Annotated in this window: 26 protein-coding genes and 1 other annotated feature; of the genes, 3 read left to right on the top strand and 23 right to left on the bottom strand. The window is 43.4% G+C overall.

All coding sequences use genetic code 11. The features are described from left to right. The 9 genes from RWS24_RS06765 to RWS24_RS06725 form a co-directional block, all read right to left on the bottom strand. Window positions 1-95, bottom strand: a 95-nt coding sequence (locus RWS24_RS06765; RefSeq protein ID WP_314366265.1) for a 50S ribosomal protein L27, incomplete at its 3' end; no start/stop codon positions are given. Window positions 96-112: 17 nt separating this feature from the next. Continuing rightward, on the bottom strand, window positions 113-457 hold the full coding sequence (locus RWS24_RS06760; protein WP_314366263.1) for a ribosomal-processing cysteine protease Prp: 345 nt from the start codon (window positions 455-457) through the stop codon (window positions 113-115). A gap of 15 nt (window positions 458-472) precedes the next feature. Beyond that, window positions 473-787, bottom strand: a complete 315-nt coding sequence (gene rplU, locus RWS24_RS06755; RefSeq protein WP_002904398.1) for a 50S ribosomal protein L21 — start codon at window positions 785-787, stop codon at window positions 473-475. Window positions 788-821: 34 nt separating this feature from the next. Beyond that, window positions 822-909: a sequence feature (ribosomal protein L21 leader region), on the bottom strand. A gap of 171 nt (window positions 910-1,080) precedes the next feature. Beyond that, window positions 1,081-1,602: an isoprenylcysteine carboxylmethyltransferase family protein gene (locus RWS24_RS06750; protein ID WP_314366261.1), complete on the bottom strand. Its 522-nt coding sequence runs from the start codon at window positions 1,600-1,602 to the stop codon at window positions 1,081-1,083. Between the two features lie 21 nt (window positions 1,603-1,623). Beyond that, the gene (gene thiI / locus RWS24_RS06745; RefSeq protein ID WP_314366260.1) at window positions 1,624-2,838 is read right to left on the bottom strand and encodes a tRNA uracil 4-sulfurtransferase ThiI; all 1,215 of its coding nucleotides are present in this window, start codon (window positions 2,836-2,838) and stop codon (window positions 1,624-1,626) included. Between the two features lie 3 nt (window positions 2,839-2,841). After that, window positions 2,842-3,984, bottom strand: coding sequence for a cysteine desulfurase family protein (locus tag RWS24_RS06740; protein WP_314366259.1), 1,143 nt, complete (start codon window positions 3,982-3,984; stop codon window positions 2,842-2,844). A 99-nt stretch (window positions 3,985-4,083) separates the two neighbouring features. Further along, window positions 4,084-5,994 (bottom strand): fructose-1,6-bisphosphatase, encoded by a 1,911-nt coding sequence (locus RWS24_RS06735; protein ID WP_314366257.1) that lies wholly within the window; start codon window positions 5,992-5,994, stop codon window positions 4,084-4,086. Between the two features lie 41 nt (window positions 5,995-6,035). Then, a complete protein-coding gene (locus RWS24_RS06730; RefSeq protein WP_314366255.1) occupies window positions 6,036-6,854 on the bottom strand; it encodes a pyruvate, water dikinase regulatory protein in 819 nt (272 codons plus the stop codon). A 5-nt stretch (window positions 6,855-6,859) separates the two neighbouring features. Continuing rightward, a complete protein-coding gene (locus RWS24_RS06725; RefSeq protein ID WP_002930293.1) occupies window positions 6,860-7,489 on the bottom strand; it encodes a CBS domain-containing protein in 630 nt (209 codons plus the stop codon). A gap of 245 nt (window positions 7,490-7,734) precedes the next feature. On the opposite strand from RWS24_RS06725, the gene ppdK reads away from it, so the two are divergent. After that, window positions 7,735-10,356, top strand: a complete 2,622-nt coding sequence (gene ppdK / locus RWS24_RS06720; protein WP_314366252.1) for a pyruvate, phosphate dikinase — start codon at window positions 7,735-7,737, stop codon at window positions 10,354-10,356. 184 nt (window positions 10,357-10,540) lie between these two features. Then, window positions 10,541-10,957: a DUF6556 family protein gene (locus tag RWS24_RS06715; RefSeq protein WP_125337395.1), complete on the top strand. Its 417-nt coding sequence runs from the start codon at window positions 10,541-10,543 to the stop codon at window positions 10,955-10,957. Between the two features lie 70 nt (window positions 10,958-11,027). On the opposite strand, the gene RWS24_RS06710 is transcribed toward RWS24_RS06715, so the two are convergent. The 8 genes from RWS24_RS06710 to RWS24_RS06675 all read right to left on the bottom strand — a co-directional run bounded on the left by RWS24_RS06710 (window position 11,028) and on the right by RWS24_RS06675 (window position 19,191). Beyond that, window positions 11,028-12,098 (bottom strand): ABC transporter substrate-binding protein, encoded by a 1,071-nt coding sequence (locus RWS24_RS06710; protein WP_061595209.1) that lies wholly within the window; start codon window positions 12,096-12,098, stop codon window positions 11,028-11,030. Further along, complete coding sequence (locus RWS24_RS06705; protein WP_002900472.1) at window positions 12,095-12,868, bottom strand: ABC transporter permease; 774 nt, start codon at window positions 12,866-12,868, stop codon at window positions 12,095-12,097. The genes RWS24_RS06710 and RWS24_RS06705 overlap by 4 nt, the downstream gene beginning before the upstream one ends. Further along, window positions 12,865-13,671, bottom strand: coding sequence for an ABC transporter permease (locus RWS24_RS06700; protein ID WP_314366247.1), 807 nt, complete (start codon window positions 13,669-13,671; stop codon window positions 12,865-12,867). Before RWS24_RS06700 ends, RWS24_RS06705 begins: the two co-directional genes overlap by 4 nt. Next, the gene (locus RWS24_RS06695) at window positions 13,652-14,809 is read right to left on the bottom strand and encodes an ABC transporter ATP-binding protein (protein WP_223311349.1); all 1,158 of its coding nucleotides are present in this window, start codon (window positions 14,807-14,809) and stop codon (window positions 13,652-13,654) included. Before RWS24_RS06695 ends, RWS24_RS06700 begins: the two co-directional genes overlap by 20 nt. 180 nt (window positions 14,810-14,989) lie before the next feature. After that, window positions 14,990-15,895 (bottom strand): UDP-N-acetylmuramate dehydrogenase, encoded by a 906-nt coding sequence (gene murB, locus RWS24_RS06690; protein WP_314366245.1) that lies wholly within the window; start codon window positions 15,893-15,895, stop codon window positions 14,990-14,992. A gap of 107 nt (window positions 15,896-16,002) precedes the next feature. Beyond that, window positions 16,003-16,914: a hypothetical protein gene (locus tag RWS24_RS06685; RefSeq protein WP_314366243.1), complete on the bottom strand. Its 912-nt coding sequence runs from the start codon at window positions 16,912-16,914 to the stop codon at window positions 16,003-16,005. Window positions 16,915-17,036: 122 nt separating this feature from the next. Further along, the gene (thrB, locus tag RWS24_RS06680) at window positions 17,037-17,903 is read right to left on the bottom strand and encodes a homoserine kinase (RefSeq protein WP_314366241.1); all 867 of its coding nucleotides are present in this window, start codon (window positions 17,901-17,903) and stop codon (window positions 17,037-17,039) included. A gap of 1 nt (window position 17,904) precedes the next feature. Continuing rightward, window positions 17,905-19,191 (bottom strand): homoserine dehydrogenase, encoded by a 1,287-nt coding sequence (locus RWS24_RS06675; protein ID WP_314366239.1) that lies wholly within the window; start codon window positions 19,189-19,191, stop codon window positions 17,905-17,907. 140 nt (window positions 19,192-19,331) lie between these two features. Here RWS24_RS06675 and RWS24_RS06670 point away from each other — a divergent pair, with 140 nt between their 5' ends. Continuing rightward, window positions 19,332-20,297, top strand: coding sequence for a polysaccharide deacetylase family protein (locus RWS24_RS06670; RefSeq protein WP_314366237.1), 966 nt, complete (start codon window positions 19,332-19,334; stop codon window positions 20,295-20,297). Between the two features lie 105 nt (window positions 20,298-20,402). Here the strand turns inward: RWS24_RS06670 and RWS24_RS06665 are convergent, their stop codons facing one another. The 6 genes from RWS24_RS06665 to deoC all read right to left on the bottom strand — a co-directional run bounded on the left by RWS24_RS06665 (window position 20,403) and on the right by deoC (window position 26,288). Beyond that, complete coding sequence (locus RWS24_RS06665; RefSeq protein WP_314366236.1) at window positions 20,403-21,359, bottom strand: ABC transporter permease; 957 nt, start codon at window positions 21,357-21,359, stop codon at window positions 20,403-20,405. A gap of 1 nt (window position 21,360) precedes the next feature. Further along, a complete protein-coding gene (locus RWS24_RS06660; protein ID WP_072073878.1) occupies window positions 21,361-22,455 on the bottom strand; it encodes an ABC transporter permease in 1,095 nt (364 codons plus the stop codon). After that, window positions 22,448-23,983 (bottom strand): ABC transporter ATP-binding protein, encoded by a 1,536-nt coding sequence (locus RWS24_RS06655; protein ID WP_314366233.1) that lies wholly within the window; start codon window positions 23,981-23,983, stop codon window positions 22,448-22,450. Before RWS24_RS06655 ends, RWS24_RS06660 begins: the two co-directional genes overlap by 8 nt. Window positions 23,984-24,122: 139 nt before the next feature. Next, on the bottom strand, window positions 24,123-25,178 hold the full coding sequence (locus RWS24_RS06650; RefSeq protein WP_002895645.1) for a BMP family protein: 1,056 nt from the start codon (window positions 25,176-25,178) through the stop codon (window positions 24,123-24,125). Window positions 25,179-25,249: 71 nt separating this feature from the next. Beyond that, on the bottom strand, window positions 25,250-25,639 hold the full coding sequence (locus RWS24_RS06645; protein ID WP_002906685.1) for a cytidine deaminase: 390 nt from the start codon (window positions 25,637-25,639) through the stop codon (window positions 25,250-25,252). Then, a complete protein-coding gene (gene deoC, locus RWS24_RS06640) occupies window positions 25,626-26,288 on the bottom strand; it encodes a deoxyribose-phosphate aldolase (RefSeq protein ID WP_314366232.1) in 663 nt (220 codons plus the stop codon). Before deoC ends, RWS24_RS06645 begins: the two co-directional genes overlap by 14 nt.

Raw genomic sequence — 26,288 nt, 5'->3', positions numbered from 1 at the left:
AGACGTTTCGCTTGTGAATCACGTCCGTTAGATGTAGAACCTCCACCTTTTTTGTGGGCGAATAGTTGCAAGTTAGCAAGATTCATTTTTAACATAATGTTTTTCCTCCGTGTTAGTTTTCTGTGATAACTCTGGTTTGGACGAACTCAGATGAGTCCTCCGATAAGTTTGCCATTCCTAGGAAAAATGATTCAAAGAAAAGCTGAGTCATTTCTCTTTGGTGCGACGGTATATCCTGAGGAATTTCAACCTTCAGATAACCGCCTTCTATTTCGTTTAATTCTAAGTTTGGTTCGTAGCCTGCGAATTTCTCAACTGAATTGACAAAATTAATGGCGAGCGTCGAAACGGACGCACACACGACATCATAGCCGTATTCGCCACTCGCGGCGTGACCTGTGATTTCTGCACGCCTCAGTTCGCCATCTTCGGCTCTTTCAAAGACTGCGTGTATCATTTAATCTCCTTAAAATTAAGCGTTGATAGCGTTGATGACAACCTTAGTGTATGGTTGACGGTGACCTTGTTTACGATGGCTACCTTTTTTAGGTTTGTACTTGTAAGTAACAACCTTCTTTTGCTTGCCTTGTTTTTCAACAGTTCCGACAACAGAAGCTCCAGCAACAAGCGGAGTTCCGACAACAGTGTTTTCACCACCAACAAGAACAACTTCGTCAAAAGTAACGTCTTGACCAGCTTCAGCGTTTAACTTTTCAACGTAGATTGCTTGACCAACTTCAACTTTAACTTGTTTTCCGCCAGTTTTAATGATTGCGTATGTGCTCATTATGCACCTCCTATGATTTTTTAGGGTTTCCCCGAATTTTGTGAAGACTCGCCTAGCATCGTGGGACGAACCACTTCTATCTCACAGAGTGAGCAACGATGTTCGCGCGGTTGCACAGGAATGTGCATAGTCAACTCTATAAGTATAGCACTTCTGCAGCTCTTTAGCAAGCTTTTTTATCTCATGAAAACGGATTTTCACGGATTATCTTTAGATTTTATCCACTAATGAACAAAGACTATTTCTGTTATCCGCTAACTGCTTTATTAAATAATTATTAGTTCAGAAAATTTCTAAATATAACGCCGCACCCTATCTTGATAGTCTTGGTAAGACTTTCCGAATTTTTCAAGACACCAGCGCTCCTCGGAGAGGATAATCCAGTGGGCCGAAGTCTGAAAAATGAATAAAATCAGAAAGAAAATCATTGACTTAGTCAAAAAAGCTATTCCTAAAAAACAAACAAAGTAAGCTACATACATGGGATTACGGGAATAGCGATAAAGACCCTTTGTATTCATGCCGTTTGCATTTGGTCTAGCGAAATCCCTCATACTGATAGCACACAAAGCCAAACCAAGCAGGTAAATAGCTATACCAGCATAAAAGAAAACAGAAAAATCAAACTTAATTTCAAGCAAAAAAGGAGTTATGAACAAGGCTAGATTACTCAATTGATAAATCATATAAGCTATCTTTTCCTTTCCCTGGATTGGTGCAAAATAAGCTGCGCGTGACAAAGCATTTTTTCCAAAATGACTTAATAAAGGAAAACGAATCAGCAGAAAAGGAATTAAGAGAAAAACAGCAAGCATAAACGTCACCTTCTCTCGCTTTTACAAGAGCCCCTCAATCAGCTCATCAACTTCGTCGGTCTCAGCTTCTGGTCTGATTTCTGTAATCATGATTCCTGCAACAGCGCGCTCCACCAAGCCTTCAACATCCAGGTAAGTTTCGTACTTCTCAGCATTCTTGATTTTCGGATTAGTTTTAGGTCGGTCTGGAGCAAAAATGGTACAGCAGTCTTCAAATGGCTGGATGGAAATTTGGAAAGTATCGATTTTTTCAGCAATGTCAATGATTTCCAGCTTATCCATGGTCACGACAGGACGAATAACCGGTGTATTGGTCACTGCGTTGATAGCTTGCATACTTTCAATCGTTTGACTTGCTACCTGACCGAGACTTTCTCCGTTGATGATGACTTGAGCGCCCCGCTCCTCTCGAATCCGGTCCGTAATACGCATCATAAAGCGACGAGTCAGTGTCATCAGGTAGGCTTCTGGAGCCTTGGCCTTGATTTCCTCTTGGATCTCAGTAAAAGGCACTTCAATAAACTGGATATTACCGCCAAACTTGGTCAGTTTCCGTGTCAAATCCTGAGCTTTTTTCAAAGCACCTGGACTGGTGTAAGGCGGACTGGCAAAGTGAACCGCCTCAATATCCACACCGCGCTTAAGAGCCAGATAGCCAGCCACTGGTGAGTCAATCCCACCAGAAAGCATGAGCATACCTTTTCCTGAAGTGCCAACCGGCAGTCCTCCAGCACCACGAATCGTTTCATACGAGATATAGGCCGCTTCTTCACGAATTTCGACCCGCAGCTCAATATCTGGTGCTTTCATCTTGACCTGAACATTGGGAATAGCCTCAAAAACAGCATCACCAAGCGTCTGGTTAAGCTCGCGGCTATCCAATTCAAAGCTGTGGTCACTGCGCTTGCTGGTAATCTTAAAGGTCATCTCTTCCTGATAGACTTGCTTCATGATAGTTTGAACAGCTTCAATCAAGGCTGGTACAGACTTTTTAACCCTATAAGATGGTGAGAAATTCTGAATCCCAAAAATCTGCTTGAGTGATTCAGCGACCGGCTGATAATCGGTTCCTTGCAGATAGATATGAGTGCGGTCACGGTCAGCCTTGACATGAACCCGTGGATAGATTGATAAGACTGATTGGATATTGCGTTTGAGTTTGTTGATAAAGCGCATGCGGTTCTTGCCCTTAGTAGACAGCTCACCGTAGCGTATCATAATTTCTGAATATTGCATTGTTTACCTTACTTTTCTGGTTTTTTCGTAAATGATTTTAAAAGCTGTCAAAAACTGCTCCATCTGGCTCATATCGTTGTCAAGATCCAAACTGATACGAACAGCAGTCTGAGCGAGAGATTTCTCAACGCCCATAGCGATTAGGGTTCCTGCTGGCTTTCCAGCCTTAGAAGAGCAAGCGCTGGTAGTCGAGATATAAATCTCGTAGTCTTCAAATGCATGAACGACAACTTCACCTCGCACTCCCTTGATACCAAAGGTTAGTATATGGGGCGCAAAATCTTCCAGGTCTGAGAAAATCATCACATCTGGATACTTCTGCAGCTCTTCAAGGAGAATCTTCTTCATCTGAGCCGTCCGCTGGGCAAATACTTCTTGCTTTTCCATGGATAGACGCAAAGCTTTGGCTGTGGCAGCAATGCCAGCTAGATTTTCTGTCGTTGAGCGCTTGTCCGACTCCTGACCGCCACCAGTCAAGAGGGGACTGATTTTCTTGCCAGACTTGATATAGACAAATCCTACGCCCCGCAGACCGTGAAATTTATGACTGGAAAATGTCGCAAAATCCACGCGATCCGTCAGATAAGCAGCTGTAGGAATCTTCGTAACAGCTTGTACTGCATCCACATGAAAGGAAATAGTCGGCTTGTCTGCTAGTAGTTCGGATATCTTCTGAATGGGCTGAATACTGCCGATTTCATTATTGACAGCCATGATGGAAATTAGAGTGGTGTCTGGTCGAATCAACTCAGCCAGCTTGTCTACCTCAATAAAACCCGCCTTGTCTACTGGGGCAAAATCTATTTCAAAGCCTTGACTCTGAAGCCAGAGGGCTGATTCTTTAACTGCAGGATGCTCAATGTTAGATACGATGATGTGTTTGCCAAAAGGAACCTTTTCAAAAGCAACTCCCTTTAGCACCCAGTTGTCCCCTTCAGTCCCTCCAGACGTAAAAAAAATCTCCGAAGAAGACTTGGCTAAAAGCTCTGCAATTTGCCTGCGTGAAGCTTCTAAGAGACGGGTTGCCTGACTGCCTAAACTGTGCAGACTGGATGGATTGCCCCAGATTTTAGAAGCTACTTCTGTGTAAGCAGCCAAAGCCTCGGGATAAGGCTTGGTTGTCGCTGAATTATCTAAATAAATCATGTTCTTTCCTCTAAATTTCAATACTCCTATTGTAACACGAAAGAGAAACTGGAACAAGAAAGAAAAAGCCCTAAATTCTGTAGAACTTAGGGATAAATATCACCGGTCATAAAACTCATGCAGCAAGCTAAAGAGTTCCTGTTGTTGAGCTAACAAGCTCTGACCAATGGTAGTAGATTTGATAAGGGTTCGTTCCTCTACATTTTCAACCACCTTTTTCAAAGAGGTCTGAGCAAAAGGCGCCTCCACAATCTTTTGGGCATTTTGGAAAGGCTGATGGGTGACCAACTGAAAACCGTAGGAATTATTGAGCAAGGAATAGCCCGCCGTACCGGTCTTCTTTTGATAGGCTTCACACAGACCGCCATCAATGACAAAGAGCAAACCGCCACCACGGATAGGCGACTCTCCCTTGCCCGTCTTAACCGGAGTATGGCCATTGACCATCCTAGACTCTTGAGAAAAGAGGCCAAATTCTTCCAAAATAAGCTGACAGACTTTCTCAGAATTACGATAAGAAAAATAAGAATTTTCCACTTCCTTGTGGGTGTCCTTATCTTCAATGAAATAGCGCTCCAAGGTAGTCATCTTTTCTTTTCCAAACAGGGGCGATAGCTTACCTTTCCAGCAATACCAAATCAAGTCAGTCGACAAATCATCGCCCACTTCCTTGTTCTTGGCCGACTGTCGAATATGATACTCAAAGAAATCCAGCAATTCCTTGCCTGAATAATGGGCTTGATTGAGAATGAAAGGCTGGAATTCTCCTGACGGCTCCAGAGGAATGCAGCCGTGAAAAAGCAAGTGATGGTTGTAAATCTTATACATAGAGCCCTTGTTCATCAGAAGACTCATATGCTCAGCCATCTTAAGAGAATTTTGGAATGAGGCCATCATACTGTCTACAGCTTGATTTTCTTCTGGTGTCAAAGCTGACGGATTTTCCGGATTGATAGTTTGGAAGCAGGTGTTAACCAGGGGATGCTTGGTATCGTCAATCGTAACACTTTCTTCCCAATAATCAATCTTGTCCAGCATCACATGGTCCTGCATCTGGAATTCAGGCCGCCGTTTGATTAGTTGATTTTCCAGCTTGAACTGGATAATCGCTAAGGCTTGGTGAACCTTTTCCAGTTGCAGAATTTCCTCATCTGAAAACTCCTGCTCTCTAGCACCAAGAATAGGCCTAAACTTGGGATTAGACTGGTAAGTCTTGTCCGCAAAAAGAGTCAAGGAGCGCAGGTTTAAACCATAATCTTTCTCGATATCCCAGAGATAGCCATAGCGAGCTGCGATACGCAGCACATTGAGCAAGCAAGCCTTGGAGCCAAAAAAGGCTCCCATCCAGATAATGTCGTGATTACCCCACTGAATATCAAGCGAGTGAAAATGCTGCAGTTCATCCATGACCTGAGCACTGCCAGCTCCTCGGTCAAAAATATCTCCAACCACATGCAGATGGTCGATCAACAACTGCCGAATACTTCGGGCCAAGCCCAAAATAAAGGGCACCGCTTCTCTCAGCTCAATCACATAAGTCAGGATATTCTCAAAATAAGACTTTTTATCAGCCAGAGCCCTGTCACTATAGAGCAACTCCTCGATAATATAGGCATATTGAGGCGGCAAGGCCTTTCTGACCTTGGACCGACTGTATTTGGCACCTGCAAAAGCTAGCAAATTCAAGAGCTGGGGAATGGTTTCCTGATACCAGTCTTGGCCTTTAGTTTCTTCCCCCAAAACAAGCTCAGGATAGGAAACCAGCGCTGACAAGCGGTCTTTGTGAGCTTCTGACAAGGTGTCCCCAAAACAGTCCTTGATCTTCTCATTGAGGATACCTGCACAGCTTCTCAAAATATAGTCAAAAGCAGCAAACTCCCCATGAATGTCACTGATATACAGCTCCGTCCCTTTGGGCAGGTTCAAAATTGCCTCTAGGTTGGTCAGCTCTGTAATGACCTTCTGGCGACTGTCAAATTCTTTCAGTAAAATACGCTTATATTGCTCCATCTTCAGCCCTCACTCTATAACCGCTCTCTCAATCTTCTCTCTTATCTCAATTTCTTTAAATGGTCTTCAATCAAGAAAGCTGTCTCCTCGATTGATTTGTCCGTGATATTGATGACATGTGCCCGATATTTTTTAAAGACTTCTTTTGAGTAGTCTAGTTCTTCGTATATTTTTTCCAGATCTGTATAGCTGGTCGACTGGGTTAATCCCAGAGAATTCAAGCGATTGCTGCGTATCTTAGACAGTTTTTCTGGCTCACATAAGAGGCCGATAATCCGCTCCGGATCAACCTTTTCCAAGACCTGAGGAAGAGGTACTTCTGGAATCAAAGGCAAGTTGGAAACCTTGTAGCCTTTATTAGCCAGATAAATACTGAGTGGCGTTTTGGATGTACGGGAGACGCCCAAGAGCACCAAGTCCGAATCTAAAAATCCTTGTGGTGCCTTGCCATCGTCGTATTTGACCGCAAACTCAATAGCGGAGATTTTATTAAAATACTCAGTGTCCAGCCGGTGCAAGGTACCCGGCACTTCTATTGGACTGGTGCCTGTTTTTTCTCTGATAATCTCAAAAAATGGATGCATCAAATCCAGATAAGCAAGGCCATTGGCCTGACTGAACTCTCTAGCTACAGCTGCTAGCTTACCATCGACCAGAGTACTAATAACAAGGGCATCGTCCTTGATGGCATCACGCAGAATTTCCAGCAATTCTTCTTCCTTGTTGATAAATGGAAAACGATAGCTGTTATTAAAAATAATATCTGGGTACTGGGCTGTCACTGCAGACAGCAACTTCTGCGAAGTCCCCCCCAAAGAATCTGAAATGCTGTAAACAATAATTTCTTTCTTCATGTTCATTCCTCTTATCTATTAACCTCAGCGCTTCTAGCCTCTTGAATAATATAATCCAGCAGAGCTGACTTGGTCACAGTTCCTAAAATTTTACGCTCATTATCCTCATCAACTACCGGCAGCGAATCAATCGCAAAATCCTGCAAAACTGCTGCCGCTTCCAAAATATTCATATTCTTGTAGCAAGTTTTGATATGGGGCATTCGGGTCATGCAGACCGCTACAGGAGTGCTATCAATGTTAGTATTGAGCGAAGCCCGCAGTAAGTCCTTACGCGACAAAATCCCCAAGAGCAGCTTATGCTCATCAATAACATAGAGAACATCCGCATCATACATAAATAATGTAATAATGGCATCTTGAATAAAAGAATCATGAGATACCAAAACAGGCGAAGTCATAATCTCTGCCACTTCCTTTCGAAAGGTATCGAAAAAGAAAAGCGTCTCTAAATCTGAGCCCGAGTACGTGTAACCAACTTTAGGCGTAGCCTTCAAAATCCCAACCAAGGTCAGAAAAGACAGGTCCGAGCGCAAGGTCGCCCGAGAAATATCTAGTAATTCAGAGATTTTCTCACCGCTGAGTGGCTGGTGTTCTTTTACAATTTCTACAATTTTCTTTTGCCGTTCGCTTAATTTCAAATAGGTCTGACTCCTTCGTTCTTTATAATAGATGATTAGCCGAATTTCGCTTAAAATTTAGGGATTATTGCTCATATTTCATTTTCAAACGTTTAAATAATCATCATTTTGTAACACATTATAACAAAAAAAGAAAAATTGTCAATAAAATAGGATGCTTTTTTCGGTTGACAAATATATGTGATGTATATTACAATGTATTTGTCCTACAATATGACACATATTTCATAATTTTGGAGGTAAATATGGCGAAATGGATTTACTCCTTCGAGGAAGGATGTGCAGATTACAAAGCCCTGCTTGGCGGAAAAGGAGCCAACCTAGCTGAAATGACCAATTTGGGACTGCCTGTCCCTCCAGGTTTTACTATTACCACAGAAAGCTGTATCGAATATTTAGAAAGCCCTTATTTCTTTGAATCTTCTTTAAAAGAAGATATTTTGAAAGCGGTTACCGAACTGGAAGAGAAAACCGGTAAATATTTCAGCGGCAACGACTCAGCCTTGCTCTTAGTGTCTGTTCGAAGCGGAGCCAAGTTTTCCATGCCGGGCATGATGGACACTATTCTCAATCTAGGCCTAAACGATTTAAGAACCCAGACTCTGGCTGAGAAGACCAATGCTGACTTTGCCTACAACTGCTACCGCCGTCTGCTGCAAATGTTTGCTGATGTCGTTTATGGTATCTCCAAGGACGAGTTCGATGACCTCTTGGGCTATTTCGAAAAGAATGCTGGCAAACAGGCCAAGGATTTCACACTGGAAGAGCATCAAGCATTAATTGAGCAATATAAGCAGCTTTACCGCGAGCATCATCAAACCTTTCCCCAAAGTTCGAAAGAACAGCTCTACGCTGCTATCAAGGCAGTCTTCAAGTCTTGGAATAACCCTAGAGCTAAGGTTTACCGCAACTTGAATGATATTCCTCATGATTTGGGAACAGCGGTAAATGTCCAAGCCATGGTCTTTGGCAATAGCGACCAGTCCAGTGGTACAGGAGTCGTCTTTACTAGAAACCCAGCCAGTGGTGAGCATCAGCTATTTGGCGAATTTTTGCTCAATGCACAAGGAGAGGATGTCGTAGCCGGCATTCGGACTCCTGAGCCTATCGCTGCACTTGAGACAGCTCTCCCTCAGGCCTATGCAGCCTTCCAAGACTATGCTAAGATTCTCGAAAATCACTACAAGGACATGCAAGATATCGAATTTACCATAGAAAAGGGTAAACTCTATATTCTCCAAACTAGAAACGGTAAACGGACTGCTAAGGCATCTTTGAAAATCGCCTTAGATTTTGTAGACGAGGGCATTATCAGCAAAAAAGAAGCTCTCCAGCGCGTATCTCCTGCTACGATTAGCCAGCTCATCCATCCTGTATTTGAAGAAAAAGCCCTACAAGATGCTCCTTTCTTGGCTCAAGGACTACCAGCCAGCCCTGGTGCTGCAACTGGCGAGATTGTCTTTACAGCTGAGCGCGCCAAAGACTACCACTCCTTGGGTAAAAAGGTCATTTTAGTACGGCAAGAAACTTCCCCTGAAGACATTGAGGGTATGGTCGTCAGCCAAGCCATCGTAACCAGTCAGGGCGGTATGACCTCTCACGCAGCTGTCGTAGCTCGGGGAATGGGAACCTGCTGTGTGGCTGGCTGTGAAGAGCTAACCATCAGCGAGGACAGCAAAACTGTTTCCTGCGGAAGTCTTGTTTTGACTGAGGGTGATGTCATTTCAGTTGATGGCAGCTCGGGACGCATTTATAGCGGTGAGATTCCAACCGTCCTAGTCGAAAATGACCAAGAACTTCAGCGCTTGCTTTCATGGGCAGATGAGTTCGCACAACTCAAAGTCCGTGCCAACGCTGAGACCGTTCAAGATCTGAAAACAGCTATTAAGTTTGGGGCAAAGGGCATTGGTCTGGCTCGTACCGAACACATGTTCTTTGGTCAAGAACGGATTCTAGAAATGCGACGCCTGATTCTAGCCGACAACGAATTGGAAACCAGGTCCGCCCTCAAAAAACTGCTGGAGTTCCAAGAAAAAGACTTTTATCAAATGTTCCAAACAGTTCAGGACAAACCTATGATTATCCGTCTTTTGGATCCACCGATGCATGAATTTCTACCTAAAGATTCACAGGAAATCAAGGCTTTGGCTGACAAACTACACAAATCACCAGAAAAACTGACTCGCCGCATTGAACAGCTGCAAGAAAGCAATCCTATGCTGGGTCACCGCGGCTGCCGCCTGGGGATTACGCAACCAGAGATTTACAAGATGCAGGTCGAAGCCGTCTTCAAGAGTTCTATCAAGCTGAGTCGGGAAGGATTGACCGTCAAGCCAGAAATCATGATTCCGCTGATTGCAGACAAGGCTGAGCTGGACTCTGTCAAAGCCTTTCTCACCCAACATATCAACAAGCTCTTTAGATATCAAGGTCTGGAACCTTTCCCTTATGAAATTGGCACCATGATTGAACTTCCGCGTGCCTGTCTGGTTGCAGACCAGCTAGCTCAGGAAGCAGACTTCTTCAGCTTTGGTACTAACGACCTGACCCAGATGACCTATGGCTTCTCACGGGACGATATTGCAAAATTCATCGGCCATTATAAGGAGAAAGAAATCCTTCCTTTTGATCCTTTCCAAACTGTCGACCAAGCCGGTGTTGGTGAATTGATGCGGATAGCTATCAGCAAGGGCCGTCAAGTCAAGCCTGACCTTTCAATTGGCATCTGTGGTGAGGTCGGTGGCGATCCGGCTTCCATCCCCTTCTTCCAAGAAATTGGTGTCACCTATGTCTCCTGCTCTCCTTATCGAGTTCCAGCAGCAAGACTGGCTGTCGCTCAAGCGGCACTCCAAGATGAGAAGGCGTAATTACTTTGCTATTCTAGCTCTAGAAGCTGCTCAACCAAAACTTGAGCAGCCTCTTTTCTTGACAGCAATCTTCTGTGTGCGTTTTCATAAATAAAAATTTGATTTTTTTAAGACATTTTCAGATAAAAAACGTATAATGAGAGATAAGAAATCATTGAAATTTTAAAAGGAGATTCTTGCAAGCATGGAAAACTATTCTCGCAGTAATAAAAACAAGACAAAATCATCTAAAAAACCTACTAAACAGCATATTAAAACAGGTCTTTCAGCCTTCCAAAAGACCATTGCAACGGTTGCCAGTATCTTGTCTATCATCATTGCCAGCATCACGATTATGAATCTGACCGGCCAAAAGGATGAAAAATCAAAAACTGATACCAGCAGCTCAACTGCAACGACGACTATTATCAAGGAAATTGAAAAAGAAACAAGCAGCCCTGCTTCAACAACTGCAACTGATACAGCAGCTTCCAGCAGTGATACAGCAGCTGTTGAGACTAGTGCATCCAGTTCTGCGACAGATACAGCAGCAGGCGACACTACCGCTTCTAGCCAGAGTCAAGACACTGCAACCAATACTCAAACAGAAGCTTCAAATTAAGCAAGCAGAAAACGCCCAGCTCATTGAGCCAGGCGTTTTTTTGTATTCATCAAGCAAACTTGTTTGATGATCACTTCCGATACATCTTGACTTGAAGATAGAGGTCGTTGTAGGTCCCCAGCCATTTAGGGCCCAACTGCTCATAAACTTCCAGATGTTTCATCGTTTCCTCAGTCGGATAAAAGGCCTCATCTTCCTGAATTTCCTTAGGCAACATGGCCTTGGCAGGAAGATTTGGTGTCGAATAACCAACATAAAGGGCATTTTTATAAGCATTCTCCGGTCTCAGCATAAAGTTAATAAACTGATAGGCCGCTTTTTTATTTTTGACGGTTTTTGGAATGACGATATTGTCAAACCAAAGATTGCTGGCTTCTGTTGGTACGACATAGCGTAAGTCTTCATTGGCTTCCAGCATCTGCCGAGCCTCACCAGAAAAGGTCACACCGATAGCTGCATTGTTCTGAATCATGTATCCTTTCATCTCATCGGCCACAATGGCCTTGATGTTTGGCGTCAGAGTGTAGAGCTTGTCGACAGCCTCCTGCAACTGATTTGCATCTTTGGAGTTGAGACTATGGCCATCCGAGTTCAGACCAATTCCCATGACTTCGCGGGCTCCATCAATCATCATGATAGAGTTTTTGTATTCAGGTCGCCAGAGATCATTCCAATGCTCAGGAGCTTTATCAACCATTTTTTCATTGTAGACAATGCCCAGCGTTCCCCAAAAATAAGGAATCGAGTACTGATTTCCTGGATCGAAAGGCTGGTCTAAAAAGTCAGATCCGATATTTTCCAAACCTTTAATCTGACTATGATCTAGTTTCTCCACCAAGCCTTCCTTCATCATCTTGGCAATCATATATTCACTGGGGATGGCGATGTCGTAGGTTGTGCCGCCCTGCTTCACTTTCGTATACATGGCTTCATTGGAGTCAAAGGTATCGTACTGGATTTGGACACCGGTTTCCTTAGTAAACTCAGTCAGCAGCTCAGGATCGATATAGTCACCCCAGTTATAAATGACCAGTTTATCGCTCTCCTTGCTCTGCGTCCGACTTTCAATCTGGTAACTAACACCCCACAAGACTAAGATAATCAGCAGAATCCCCGCTAAAAATGAATAGAGCTTTCTCATACGGTCTCCTCCTTCTCACGGGTGATAAAGTAATACCCAATTACCAAAGCAATGCTGAAGAGAAAGACCAAGGCTGATAGGGCATTAATTTCTAGAGAAATCCCCTGCCGAGCGCGGGAGTAAATCTCAACAGACAGAGTCGAGAAGCCATTGCCTGTAACGAAGAAGGTCACAGCAAAGTCATCTAGCGAATAGGTAAAAGCCATGAAGTAGCCAGCGATAATGGCTGGAGTCAGATAAGGCAGCATGATTTCTTTCAGCATTTGCAACTGGCTGGCTCCTAGGTCATAGGCAGCCTTAATCATATCATCATTCATTTCCTTCAGACGCGGAAGAATCATCAGCACCACAATCGGAATAGAAAAGGCCACATGGCTAGCCAGCACTGACAGGAAGCCCAGCTGGAACTTTGCAGTAGTAAAGAGAATCAGAAAACTGGCCCCAATCATGACATCCGGTGCCACCATAAGAATATTGTTGATAGACAGAAAGGCATCCTGATATTTCTTGCGGGCTTGATAGATATAGATGGCTCCAAAAGTTCCAATCAAAGTCGCAATCAACGAAGACAGGAAAGCCAGAAAGAAAGTCTGGACCAAAATCAGAATCAGACGTGAATCCTCAAAAAGATTTTGAAAATGACTGAGACTGAATCCTGTAAAACGATTCATGTCTTCCCCAGCGTTAAAGGCATAAGCAATCAGGTAAAAGATGGGTATATAGAGCACCAAAAAGACAAAGGCTAAATAGAGATTTGCAATTTTTTTCATCGCCCTCTCCTTTCCTTGGTTGCCCACATGGTAAAGAGCATAGCAACAATCAGTACCACTCCGATAGTAGAGCCCATGCCCCAGTTTTGAGTAGTCAGGAAGTGCTGCTCAATGGCTGTCCCCAGAGTAATCACTCGATTACCACCAATTAAGCGGGTCAGCATGAAGAGACTGAGACTTGGGATAAAGACCGACTGCACTCCACTTCTGACACCATTCAATGACAAAGGGAAAACAACCCGACGAAAAGTCTCCCAGCGATTCGCTCCCAAGTCATAGCTGGCATTGATAAGATTTGGATCCAAATCATCCAGAACATTGAAAATGGGCAGAATCATAAAAGGCAGCTCGATATAGCTGGCTACAAAGATAAATGAAAAGTCCGTAAAGAGAATCTGCTGCGGCCCTACTCCGATAAAGGTCAGAAATTGATTAATTGAGCCATTCTGGCCGAAAATACCAATGAAAGCATAAGCTTTGAGCAGGAGATTAATCCAGGTCGGCAGGACAATCAGCATCAGCCAGAGCTGCTTGTGCTTGAGCTGAGTCAAAAAGAATGCGGTCGGATAGGAAATCAGCAGGGTTGCGACAGTAATAATCCCTGCATAAAGGACCGAGTTCAGACTCATCTTGAGATAGGTCCAGTTCTGCGATGTAAAGTAGGTCTGGTAATTTTCCAGCGTAAACTGGCCTTCAATGTTAAAGAAGGATTTCCAGATAATCATGACAACAGGTGCCAAGACAAAAAGGAAAATCCAGAGCAGGTAAGGCAAGAGAAAAAGATTAGAGGTTGTTTTCTTCATCGCGTTCCTCCTCAATAGCATTGATCAGACCCGCTTCTTGCTCTTCTACTTCTACATATTCTTCGATACGGGCATCGAATTCTTCTTCTGTTTCATTGAGACGCATGATGTGGATATCCTCAGGCTCGAAATGCAGACCGATTTCTTCTCCGACAATGGCCTTACGAGTCGAGTGAATCATCCATTCATTGCCAAGCTCATCATAAGCGATGATCTCATAGTGGACACCACGGAAAAGCTGTGTGTCGACCTTAACCTGCAGCTTGCCTTCTTCTGGCAGAGTGATCCGCAAGTCCTCCGGCCGAATCACCACTTCAACAGATTCATTTGGCCGCATCCCACCATCCACTGCTTCAAAGCGCTTGCCGTTAAACTCAACCAGATAGTCTTCAATCATCTTACCAGGCAGAATATTGGACTCGCCAATGAAGGTTGCGACAAAGTGGTTAATGGGCTCGTCATAAATATCAACAGGCGTTCCTGACTGAACAATCTCGCCGTCATTCATAACGAAAATCCAGTCACTCATAGCCAAAGCTTCCTCTTGGTCGTGCGTGACAAAGACAAAGGTAATACCCAGACGCTGCTGCAATTCCCGCAGCTCATACTGCATGTCCGTGCGCAGCTTCAAATCCAGAGCAGAAAGCGGCTCATCCAGCAAGACAACCCGCGGCTGATTAATGATTGCCCGCGCGATGGCTACACGCTGGCGCTGACCGCCCGACAGTTTGCGAATAGAACGGCGCTCAAAACCTTCCAGCTGAACCATTTTCAGCACTTTTGCAACTCGCTCTTGAATTTCTTTTTTGTCAACCTTGCGCAGACGCAGTGGAAAGGCCACATTTTCAAAAACATTCATATGCGGAAACAGTGCATAGGACTGAAAGACCGTGTGAACATCTCTTTTATTAGTCGGAATATCATTGATGCGGACGCCATCAAGAAAAATATCCCCGTCTGTCGCGTCCAAAAGACCGGCAATAATGTTCAGAATCGTTGATTTTCCTGAACCAGAAGACCCCAGCAAAGTATAGAACTTTCCTTCTTCCAGCTCGAAATTAATATCTTTCAGAACGACAGTATTATTATCTTCAAAAACTTTTGAAACGTTTTTAAACTCGATGATTGGTTTTTTCAATTGTCATAAATTCCTTCTTTCTCGTATTAACAGATTAAGGGTTCTGTCAGACCGCTGCTACCTCGTGAGGGCTGTAAAGGCCCTTTATAAATTCCGTGTCGATAGGCTTTCACCCCCTTACTAAGTTGCAGCCAGCTGCAGTTCCTGATCCAGCATACTTCTACTGGAAATCAATCTGTCTTACAGAGATTCACCAATGATGCGGACTTCGCGCTCCAGAGTAATACCTGAATTTTCCCGCACTCTTTCAATCACATGAGCGATAAGATTTTCATAATCTTGAGCCGTTCCTTTATCAACGTTAATCATAAAGCCAGCATGTTTCTCTGATACCTCTACACCGCCGATACGATGACCTTTGAGACCTGCTTCGCTAATCAGCTGACCAGCAAAGTGACCCAAAGGACGCTTGAAAACAGAGCCGCAGGATGGATATTCCAAAGGCTGCTTTAGTTCTCGCAGATGGGTTAAACGATCCATTTCCTGACGAATAGTTCTGTGAACACCAGGAGAAAGAGCAAACTTAGCAGAAATAACAATGTCGCCTGTTTCCTGAACTAGTGAGTGACGATAGCCAAACTTCATATCCCGAACATCCAGCGTTTTGACTTGGCCCTGAGGAGTCAGTACCTTGCAAGACACCAAAACATGAGCAATCTCGCCGCCATATGCCCCAGCGTTCATAAAGACAGCTCCGCCGACGCTACCAGGAATGCCACAGGCAAACTCAAAGCCAGTCAGACTATTCTGCAGGGCGATATGGGTTGTCTGAATTAGATTAGCTCCGGCCTCTGCCTCAATCATATAGCCATCTACCGCTACATTGTTGAGCTTGTCAAACATAATAACGAAACCTCGGATACCGCCGTCTCGCACAATGATGTTACTAGCATTTCCCAGCACCATCCAAGGAATGTCTTCTTGATTGGCAAAATTAACAATGCGAGCCAGCTCATAACGATTGCGGGGGAAAACTAAGAAATCAGCTCCGCCTCCGACCTTTGTGTAGGTGTATTGACTCAAAGGCTCATTGAAGCGAATGTCGATTCCTTCTAATTCGGTTTTTAATTTCTCTAGTTTTTGCATGATTTTCTCTCTTTTATGTAAACAAAATACACTCTATTATATCAAAAATCTATGGCATTTACGATAGATTACAAAGAAAAAGCTGAGAAAGGTCAGCTTTTTAATGATTATAATTGCCTAGTAGCAAAACGTTGTGTTTGAGTAGAAAGAGCATTCCTGATGGCACCGAAAGCTCCCGCTCCAGTGAAAACATATAGCAAGATCAAGTTGAACCAATAGTTATCTGGGATAATTCCATTAAAAATTGATTCGTTAACAGCTGAAAAGGCATCAAATACATTCGCGTCTGGATATTCTCGAACAAGTAACAAAGCATAGTCAAACTGATTGACTAAGAAAGTCACCAAGACCATAAACACGATACTAATAGCAATACCTGCTTTAGATAGTTTTTTACCCAGCAACTCATACCCTTTGATAGTACAGTAACCCATGGCCAATCCTCCAGCAACAGCCACATAGTTCATCTGTGCAATCAACAAGATCACCGCTCCTCCAATGAGACTTCCGACAAAAGCACCGACAATACCACCAACGATACTTTCTTTTTGATTATCATAGATCTGATTTTCCAGCGAAAGACCTGAACTCAGACTTTCAAAGCTTTGTCGTGACAAAATCAGGATATTTCCTCCCAATTGATAGACATCAATCTGCCCAGGCTCACCACTCTGCTCACAAACATTTACAAAGCCTCTTTCCTTGAAAAAGACAAGTGCTTCTTGAACAGCTTGTGCAAGAGCTTCATTGGTTTTGGCTTTAGCATAAAGTACTAGCTTATAGTGATTCAGTTGGCTACTGGTTAGAACCTCTGAGTTTTTAATCAAATCATCAAAGGCATTTGGCGCAGTAAAAGCATCGCCAGCCTTAACAGAAAAACAAATCCTATATTGCTTTCTTTGCTCTGTGGGCTCAATATAGAGCGTGTAACCTTCTATCTGTCCGAAGACAAGAGACGAAAATTCATCAAACTGTAAGCCTAGCTCAGTCGCTAGAGCCTGTAATTCTAAATGATCCATAAAGTGAATTATCCTCCTTTAAGCTAGACCCATTATAGCACAGTTAGGTATAAAAAGATAGGGATATCAAATCCTTATTTTACAAAAAGAAAAAAGAGGTTCATTGAAAACCTCTTGATGATTTATTTTTCTACCCGGACACCCTCAGTATCCACCTGAAGCCGGAAGATTTGCCCCTTGAAATTCTGTTTTTGCAGAAGCTGATAAATCATCTCCGTCTTGTGCTTAGGCGATAAGACCATAACAGTCGGTCCCGCTCCTGAGATATAGGTTGCATAAGAGCCTTTTTTTCTGGCTAAGAACTTAATATCTGAAAATTCCTTGATCAAAGGCTGACGGTATTTTTCGTGGAACAAATCAGACTCGATAGCCCGACCAGCGATTTTCATATCACCTTTTAAAAGAGCAGCAATCGCAACATTGGCAATGGAGCTGGCCGCAACAGCTTCCTTGTAAGAAAGCCGATTTGGTAAGACTTGGCGGCTCTCAACCGTCCGAAGCTCATAGTCTGGGATATAGGCGATGAAGTCTGCATCCGGAAAGTCCGCTACCACAGCAGACACCTGATTTCTAGATGAGCTAGATACGACCAAATTACCATAAATCGCCGGCGCAACATTGTCAGGATGTCCTTCAATCTTTGTAGCGATTTTCAGCTTCTGATAATCCGACAAATTAAGATGAGCCAACTGGTTGGCCAATTCAATCCCAGCTACAATGACCGAGCTAGAAGACCCAAGTCCACGAGCCAATGGAATATCACTGGTCATTTTTAAACGACGCGGCTGAATATCTGGAGCTAACTGCAGGGCAATCTTAACCAGTAAATTGCGTCGGTCCTTAGGAATTCTCGGATTGAGGTCATGCTCAATCACCCACTCCTGACTTTCTTCCAAAACTTCAATTTCCAGATATTTTGACAGGGCCACTCCAACGGAGTCAAAGCCAGGACCAATATTGGCACTGGTCGCCGGTACAATAATTTTCATCTTAATCTCCTAATACTTTGAAGGTGTTGAGCAAGTCGAACTCAGCAACTTCTTTAAGCTTAGCAGTGACATTTTCCAGCTGTGTCTTGCTGACCGCATGAGTAATAATCACCACGCGAGCCTTCTCACCATCTGTACCTTCCTGCAGAATCTGCTTAAAGGAAACATCCTCAGCATTGAAAATCTCAGCCAAATGCAGAACTTGACCTTTAGAATCAGGTGCCAAGATAGAGAAGTAATAGCTGCTCTTCACATCTTCTGGCTTAGCTAGCACAAGCTCACGGCTGAATTCATTAAAGGCCTTGCCAACTGTTCCTTCATTCAAACGGCGGCTGATACGGACAATATCTGCCACAACACTAGTTGCGGTTGGTTTTTGACCTGCTCCTGGTCCGTAGTACATGGATTCTCCGATACCGATGGACTCAACAAAGACAGCATTCATCACCCCATTGACACTAGCCAAAGGATGCGCTTTAGGCAGAAATGTTGGAGCTACTTCTGCTGCAATACCCGATGCCGTTTCTTCGATAGAACCAACCAGCTTGACTACATAGCCCAGATCTTGAGCAACAGCCACATCCTCTGGTGTGATATTTCGAATTCCCTGATGGCTCACATCTTCAAATTTAACATTCATACCAAAGGCGAACTGGCTAAGAATCACCATCTTGTAAGCCGCATCAATGCCATCTACGTCATTGGTTGGGTCGCTTTCAGCAAAGCCAAGGCGTTGTGCTTCAGCAAGAGCGTCTTCATAAGACCAACCCTCTTCCACCATCTTGGTCATCATAAAATTAGAGGTCCCATTAACCACACCCAAGATACGAGTGATTTTGTCAGAAGCCAATGAATTAACCAAGGTACGGAGGATTGGAATTCCGCCGGCAACAGCTGCTTCATAGTAGAGAGCCACATTTTGCTTTTGAGCAATTTCCAGCAACTCTGCTCCGTGAACAGCCAGCAAATCCTTATTGGCCGTTGCCACATGTTTGCCAGCTTCAAGAGCACGAGTGATGAACGTTTTCGCCGGCTCAATCCGTCCCATCAATTCTACAACGATGGTAATCTCAGGATCCTTCAGAATTTCTTCAACATTTGTTACAAAATTAAAGTCATTTCCAGCTGCTAAAAGACGATTTTTTTCATCATCATCTTTGACCAAAACTTTAGCAACCTCAATCTCTGAATGAGCTGCTTGAACGATTTTTTCTCCGTTTTCTTTCAGCAAAAAAGGCACACCGCTGGCCACTGTTCCAAAACCAAGTAAAGCTATTTTTATAGACATGAAGCACTCCTTGAAAATTTCTTGTATAAAAAATATTATAACAAAATTATATAAAAATGCCTACAAAACTACTTCTTTATTTGTTATAATAGATGTAAATTTCCGCAAGGAATTGTAATTTTTTTAAAAAAGGAGATATTATGACAGGAAAACACCGAGGAAATCGCATGCAGCAACGCAAAGCTAGAAAAAGAGCTATTTTGCTTTCTTTAACGAGTTTATTACTTTTTCTTGTCCTGATTGTAGGTGGCTTTTCTTTACTAGCCAAGCTGCAAAACTCGCACAATCAAAAAGAAGCTAATAATGTGTCAACGAACCAGGTCAATACTTCATCTAAAACTTCGTCAGCACCGACTCGGGAAAAAAAGACAACTTCGGATGACAACAGTAAAGACAAGATTAAATGGGTTAAGCAAGACCAGCCAGTCCAAGTTCCTATCTTGATGTATCATGCCATTCACGTCATGGACCCATCAGAAGCAGCTAATGCCGGTTTGATTGTAGATCCAGCCACATTTGAAAGTCATCTGAAAGCTTTGAAAGACGCAGGCTACTACCCTCTGACACCAGCTGAAGCATACAAAGTCCTGACGGAGAATGTCTTGCCAGAAAACAAAAAAGTCGTCTGGCTGACCTTCGATGATAGTTTAAAGGATTTCTACACTAATGCCTTTCCACTTCTCCAGAAATATGACATGAAAGCAACCAATAATGTCATTACTGGATTTGTTCAAGCGGGTCGTGAAGATATGCTGACACTGGATGAGATAAAGGAAATGAAGGACAAAGGCATGTCCCTTGAAGACCATACCGTCAACCATCCCGACCTCTCAGCAACGACAGAAGACCAACAAAAAATTGAGTTAAAAGACTCCAAGTCTTACTTAGATAAAAATCTGTCTCAAACCACAACCACCGTTGCCTATCCATCTGGACGATACAGTGATGCAACCTTGCAGATTGCTGAAAGCCTTGGCTACAAGATGGGACTGACAACCAATAACGGACTAGCTTCCCTATCCAATGGCTTGCTCACACTCAATCGCGTTCGCGTTAACCCGACCACCACTGCAGAAGACCTGCTAAATGAAATCGCAACAAACTAATCTTAAAAAGCCCGCTTCAGACGAAGCAGGCTTTTTCAATCCCTATGATTATAACTTCTTTCAATCACCAAAAAAACACCAGTTGCAAAGAACTGGTGTAAAGGTTTATTTAGACTTGATATAGTTGATACCATCCGCTTTCGGAGCAACAGCTTTACCGAAGAATGCCGCAAGGACTACAATCGTCAATACGTAAGGCGCAATCTGCAGATAAACCTTTGGAACGCTTGAAAGCAATGGCAACTGGTTCCCGATTACGGCCAAACTTTGAGATGCCCCAAAGAAGAGACTAGCCAACATGGCACCAATAGGGCTCCATTTACCAAAGATCATAGCCGCCAAGGCGATAAATCCAGGACCTACGATAGTTGTCACAGCAAAGTTTACTGAGATTGACTGAGCATAGATAGCTCCACCAATACCACCGAGTAGACCAGAGATCATGACACCGCAATAACGCATGAGGTAAACATTGATTCCCAAGGTATCTGCTGCCTGCGGATGCTCTCCGACTGAACGAAGACGCAGTCCGAATTTAGTCTTAAACATGACAAACCAAGCAAGGAAAGAGAAAGCAATGGCAAGATAACCAACCAAGCTTGTATGCTTGAAGAAAATGTCTCCCAAGACTGGAATATCAGATAGGACAGGGAAATTAAACTTCCCGAATGAACGCTGAATATTATCTGTTTGTCCCTTGTTATAAATAGCTTTAACAAGGAAAATCGCCAAGGCTGGCGCTAGCAAGTTCAGCACTGTACCACTCACAACATGGTCCGCACGGAAGGTAATGGTCGCAACAGCATGGATAAGAGAGAAGACAACTCCGACTAAACCAGCAGCAATCAATGAAAGCCATGGAGTCGCACTACCCAAGCTCTTCTCGAAAGTCAGGTTAAAGAGAACGCCTGTAAAAGCTCCCATAACCATGATTCCTTCCAAGCCGACATTAACCACACCAGCATGCTCAGAGTAGGCTCCGCCAATACTTGTGAAAATCAAGGGAGCCGCATAAATCAGCATAGATGATACTAATAAACCTAATACCGTTACAATATTCATCCTAGTTTCCCTCCTTCACTTTTTTAGCTTCCTGCCGACGATTTTTAAGGAAATCAAAGATCGTCATACCTGTCATACGCTCAATCAGATAGTGGGCGCTGACAAAGAAGATGATAGAAGCTGTTACGATGTTTACAAGTTCTGTTGGAATCTGAGCCACGTTCATACCTGGAGCACCAACACTCAGAACTGCAAAGAGGAAGGCTGCAAAGAGAATTCCAATTGGAGAATTGGCTGCCAAAAGACTTACCGCCATACCATTGAAACCAACACTCAAGGAACTTCCTTGAACAAAGACATTCTGATAAGTTCCAAGTCCTTCTACTACTCCTCCAAGTCCTGCAAGAGCTCCGGAGATAATCATAGACACAATGATGGTACGCTTAGATGACATCCCTGCATACTCGGATGCATTTGGATTAAGCCCTACAGCACGAATTTCAAAACCAAGTGTTGTTTTCTTAAGCAAATACCAAATAACCACTACTGCAATCAAGGCAAAGAAGATACCGATATTCATCCGAGAGTTAGATGTAAGACTTCTCAACCACTCTGTTTGATAAATCGCATTAGCAGAAACACGCTTACTAGAGTCAATACTCTGCATCACAGATTTAGGGAAACTATGAATAACAGCATTTCCAACAAAGAGAACAATATAGTTCATCATAATGGTTACGATGACTTCACTTGTTCCCAGATAAGCACGCAGAATTCCTGGAATAGCGCCGATAACACCACCAGCTGCTGCTGCAATGACTACAGTAGCTAATAACATCAGCGGACGAGGTAAATTAGGGAAGGAAAGTGCAAACCAACCAGCCATAATCCAGCCAGCCAAGGCCTGCCCTGGAAGTCCGACATTAAAGAATCCAGCCCGGCTAGCTACAGCAAAGCCCAAACCGATGAGAATCAGAGGTCCCATTGCACGAGAAATTTCACCCAAACTTCTCAACGAACCAAAAGCTGTTTTAAAAAGGGATTCATATCCCCAGAGTGCATCATAACCAAAGATGAGCATGACAACCGCTCCCAATAAAATCCCGAGAACAACTGAGATTAAGGGAACTGCAATCTTTTGTGATTTCTTAGACATTTGATTCTCCCTTCTGGATCTTACCGCCGGCCATGAGAATACCAAGCTCTTGCTTATTGGTTTCCTCTGGATTTACAATCCCCTGAATCTTACCATCATGGATAACTGCGATTCTATCAGAAACATTGAGGATTTCATCTAGCTCAAAGCTGACAACGAGAACAGCCTTGCCTTGAGTCCGCGCTTCAATCAGGCGTTTATGGATGTATTCAATCGCCCCAACATCAAGTCCGCGAGTTGGCTGACTGACAATCAGAAGGTCTGGATCACGGTCCACTTCCCGAGCAATGATAGCTTTCTGCTGGTTTCCTCCTGAAAGAGCTGAAGCAGGTACATATTCGCTAGCCGCCCTAACATCAAATTCATCCATCAACTTGCGTGCGTAAGAATAAATGTTACCGTAATTCAGGATTCCATTTTTACTGAGCGGTTCTTTATAGTAAGTCTGTAAAGCAATATTTTCAGAAATGGACATTGCCAGGACTAAACCATCACGGTGGCGGTCTTCAGGAACGTGGCTGACTTTCATTTCAGTTATCTGCCGCGGCTGCTTACCAATAATAGACTGGTTCTTAATTGTAATCTCGCCAGAGCTAGCTTTTCTAAGTCCTGTAATAGCCTGAATCAGCTCGGTTTGACCATTGCCGTCAATACCAGCAATACCAACAATCTCACCAGCTCGGACATCAAGAGAAAGTCCCTTAACAGCTGGAACACCACGGTTTTCTTCAACAACAAGATTTTTTATTGACAAGACAGTTTCTTGAGGATTAGCTGGCTCTTTCACAGTCTTGAAGGAAACAGCCCGTCCCACCATCATTTCAGCCAAATCTTGGTTAGTTGCACCAGCGATTTCAACTGTTTCAATGGATTTTCCGCGACGAATAACCGTTACTCGGTCAGAAACTGCCCGAATCTCATCCAATTTGTGAGTGATGAGAATGATAGATTTTCCTTCTTTGACGAGATTCTTCATGATTTTCATCAATTCATCGATCTCAGCTGGCGTCAGAACGGCTGTCGGCTCGTCAAAGATGAGAATGTCCGCCCCACGATAAAGAGTTTTCAGAATCTCAACCCGCTGCTGGGCACCGACAGAAATATCTTCAACCTTAGCAGATGGATCAACTGCCAAGCCGTATTTCTCAGAAAGTTCCTTGATTTCTTTAGTCGCACCTTTCAAGTCCAACACACCATTTTTTGTGATTTCACTTCCAAGGATGATATTTTCAGCAACAGTAAATGCTTCAACAAGCATAAAGTGCTGGTGCACCATCCCGATACCAAGTGAGGCCGCCTTTGATGGAGAGTCCAGCTTAACTGACTTTCCATTCACTACAATCTCACCGCTGGTCGGTTCAAGCAGGCCAGCCAGCATATTCATCAAGGTTGACTTGCCGGCACCATTTTCTCCCAAAAGAGCGTGAATTTCACCTTTTCTGAGTTCCAAATTGATTTTATCATTGGCTACAAATTCACCAAAAATTTTGGTAATTTCTCGCATTTCAATGACATTTTCATGTGTCATGGCTCTTTCCTTTCCAGAATTTCATTATATTTCAATAAAAGTAACTGGCACTACTTGTGCTAATAAATTCTATTGATACAAAGGCGTCTCAATTTCAAAAAGAAGCGACCCTGCACGGTCGGATCGCTCTTAAATTGTTTTATTTGTCAGGAACAGTGATGCTGCCGTCAAGGATTTTTGCTTTCGCTTCTTCAACAGCCTTTTTAGTATCTTCCGACAGGTTTGTAGTTGTCAAGTCAACTCCACCGTCTTTCAGACCGAAGGTTGTAGTTTTACCGCCTGGGAATTTACCTTTGGCAGTTTGGTTAGCAATGTCTTGGACAGTCTTACCAACTTGTTTCAAGCTTGATGCCAAAACAAAGTTAGATTCTTTACCATCTTTAGACTTGTATTTACCTTCTTCAGTTTGGTCACGGTCAACACCAAGTACCCAAACTTTTTCATCTTCATTTCTTGTTTCGTTGATTGACTTAGCTTCGTTAAATACTCCAGCACCAGTTCCACCAGCAACTTGATAAACCACATCTGCACCTGCAGCATATTGAGCAGCAGCAATTGTCTTACCTTTAGCAGCATCGCCGAATGAGCCAGCATAGTCTACTTGAATCTTGATAGATGGATCAACTGATTTCACACCAGCTTCGAAACCTTTTTCAAAACGTGTGATAACTGCGCCTTCTATACCACCTACGAAACCAACTTGTTTTGTCTTAGTAGTTTTTGCAGCAGCAACACCAGCAAGGTAAGCAGCTTCATTATCAGCAAAGACAGCTGAAGCAACATTCTTTTGTCCTTCGATAACATCATCGATAATAACATAATTGATTTCTGTGTTATCTTTGGCAGCAGATTCAACCGCATCACGAAGGGCAAATCCGATACCAAATACTAGCTTGTAACCATCTGTAGCAGCTTGATTCAGGTTGTTTGCGTACTGAGACTCATCATTAGATTGGTAGTAAGTGTAACCATTGTCTTTTGAAAGACCGTTTTCTTTACCCCAAGCTTGCAAACCTTCCCAAGCTGACTGGTTAAATGATTTATCATCAACACCGCCAGTATCTGTTACGATAGCAGCTTTCAAGTCAGTTTTCGCATCTGAAGAATCTGAGCGAGAAGCACGGTTTCCACATGCAGCAAGTCCGATTGCTGCGACAGTTACTAGACCAAGACCTAGCCATTGTTTTTTGTTCATTTCTGAACCTCCTAATTAAGATGTGCAACACAGTTGCAAGTTTGAGTTTGGTCAGATGACCGATAACAGACTTATGTTAAATCTGTAAAAGAATATGGAAGTAATTCCTTGACCGTCATCACGACCGTCGATTTATCTTTAGCGACCAAGGTCACTTTTAGATCTTCAGCAAAAAATTCTGCCATTACTTGGCGGCAAGCACCGCAGGGTGATATGGGTTTTTCCGTCTCACCATAGACAATCAACTCCTCGAAGTCTAACGCTCCTTCTGAAACTGCCTTAAATATAGCTGTCCGCTCTCCGCAGTTGGTCAAGCCAAAACTGGCATTTTCAACGTTAACGCCGGTAAATACCCGTCCGTCTTTAGCGACCAAAACTGCTCCAATCGGGAAATGAGAATAGGGAACATAAGCATTTTTGCTGGCTTGAACAGCCAAGTCAATCAACTCAGTAGTCGCCACTGGATTCTTCTCCCTTCATAATAGCCACACCGGCCGAAGTTCCGATCCGAGTCGCACCAGCTTCAATAAAGGCCTGAGCATCTTCGTAAGAACGAGCACCGCCAGAAGCCTTAACCCCCATGTCTGGACCAACTGTTTTTCTCATGAGGGCAACATCTTCGACTGTCGCACCTCCAGTTGAAAATCCTGTAGAGGTCTTAACAAAATCAGCTCCAGCTTTCTGAGCTAATTGGCAAGCCTTAACCTTTTCCTCATCTGTCAGCAAGCAAGTTTCCAGAATTACCTTGACCAAGGTACCGTTAGCAGCTTCTACAACCGCACGGATGTCTCGCTCTACCAAATCATAATCTTTAGACTTCAGAGCGCCGACATTGATGACCATATCCACTTCGCCCGCACCCTTTTGAATTGCGTCCTGCGTTTCAAAAGCTTTCACATCGGAAGTGTTGGCTCCTAAAGGAAAACCAATTGGCACACAAACCTTGACGTCTGAGTCTTTCAGCTGCTCCGCAGCAAACTCTATCCAGGTTGGATTGACACAGATACTGGCAAAATCATAAACTTTTGCTTCTTCAATTAACTTCAGAATCTGCTCTTCTGACGCTTCAGGTTTTAAAAGCGTATGGTCTATGTATTTGTTTAATTTCAT

This window comes from uncultured Streptococcus sp. (assembly GCF_963528215.1).
Classification (GTDB): Bacteria; Bacillota; Bacilli; order Lactobacillales; family Streptococcaceae; genus Streptococcus.
The sequence above is the reverse complement of the archived record's forward strand: the minus strand, read 5'-3'. Positions and strand labels throughout refer to the sequence as shown.

Coding starts and splice junctions, on each gene's coding strand:
- RWS24_RS06760 (WP_314366263.1), bottom strand. CDS start 457: ATGATACACGCAGTCTTTGAAAGAGCCGAAGATGGCGAACTGAGGCGT.
- rplU (WP_002904398.1), bottom strand. CDS start 787: ATGAGCACATACGCAATCATTAAAACTGGCGGAAAACAAGTTAAAGTT.
- RWS24_RS06750 (WP_314366261.1), bottom strand. CDS start 1,602: ATGCTTGCTGTTTTTCTCTTAATTCCTTTTCTGCTGATTCGTTTTCCT.
- thiI (WP_314366260.1), bottom strand. CDS start 2,838: ATGCAATATTCAGAAATTATGATACGCTACGGTGAGCTGTCTACTAAG.
- RWS24_RS06740 (WP_314366259.1), bottom strand. CDS start 3,984: ATGATTTATTTAGATAATTCAGCGACAACCAAGCCTTATCCCGAGGCT.
- RWS24_RS06735 (WP_314366257.1), bottom strand. CDS start 5,994: ATGGAGCAATATAAGCGTATTTTACTGAAAGAATTTGACAGTCGCCAG.
- RWS24_RS06730 (WP_314366255.1), bottom strand. CDS start 6,854: ATGAACATGAAGAAAGAAATTATTGTTTACAGCATTTCAGATTCTTTG.
- ppdK (WP_314366252.1), top strand. CDS start 7,735: ATGGCGAAATGGATTTACTCCTTCGAGGAAGGATGTGCAGATTACAAA.
- RWS24_RS06715 (WP_125337395.1), top strand. CDS start 10,541: ATGGAAAACTATTCTCGCAGTAATAAAAACAAGACAAAATCATCTAAA.
- RWS24_RS06710 (WP_061595209.1), bottom strand. CDS start 12,098: ATGAGAAAGCTCTATTCATTTTTAGCGGGGATTCTGCTGATTATCTTA.
- RWS24_RS06705 (WP_002900472.1), bottom strand. CDS start 12,868: ATGAAAAAAATTGCAAATCTCTATTTAGCCTTTGTCTTTTTGGTGCTC.
- RWS24_RS06700 (WP_314366247.1), bottom strand. CDS start 13,671: ATGAAGAAAACAACCTCTAATCTTTTTCTCTTGCCTTACCTGCTCTGG.
- murB (WP_314366245.1), bottom strand. CDS start 15,895: ATGCAAAAACTAGAGAAATTAAAAACCGAATTAGAAGGAATCGACATT.
- RWS24_RS06685 (WP_314366243.1), bottom strand. CDS start 16,914: ATGGATCATTTAGAATTACAGGCTCTAGCGACTGAGCTAGGCTTACAG.
- thrB (WP_314366241.1), bottom strand. CDS start 17,903: ATGAAAATTATTGTACCGGCGACCAGTGCCAATATTGGTCCTGGCTTT.
- RWS24_RS06675 (WP_314366239.1), bottom strand. CDS start 19,191: ATGTCTATAAAAATAGCTTTACTTGGTTTTGGAACAGTGGCCAGCGGT.
- RWS24_RS06670 (WP_314366237.1), top strand. CDS start 19,332: ATGACAGGAAAACACCGAGGAAATCGCATGCAGCAACGCAAAGCTAGA.
- RWS24_RS06665 (WP_314366236.1), bottom strand. CDS start 21,359: ATGAATATTGTAACGGTATTAGGTTTATTAGTATCATCTATGCTGATT.
- RWS24_RS06660 (WP_072073878.1), bottom strand. CDS start 22,455: ATGTCTAAGAAATCACAAAAGATTGCAGTTCCCTTAATCTCAGTTGTT.
- RWS24_RS06655 (WP_314366233.1), bottom strand. CDS start 23,983: ATGACACATGAAAATGTCATTGAAATGCGAGAAATTACCAAAATTTTT.
- RWS24_RS06650 (WP_002895645.1), bottom strand. CDS start 25,178: ATGAACAAAAAACAATGGCTAGGTCTTGGTCTAGTAACTGTCGCAGCA.
- deoC (WP_314366232.1), bottom strand. CDS start 26,288: ATGAAATTAAACAAATACATAGACCATACGCTTTTAAAACCTGAAGCG.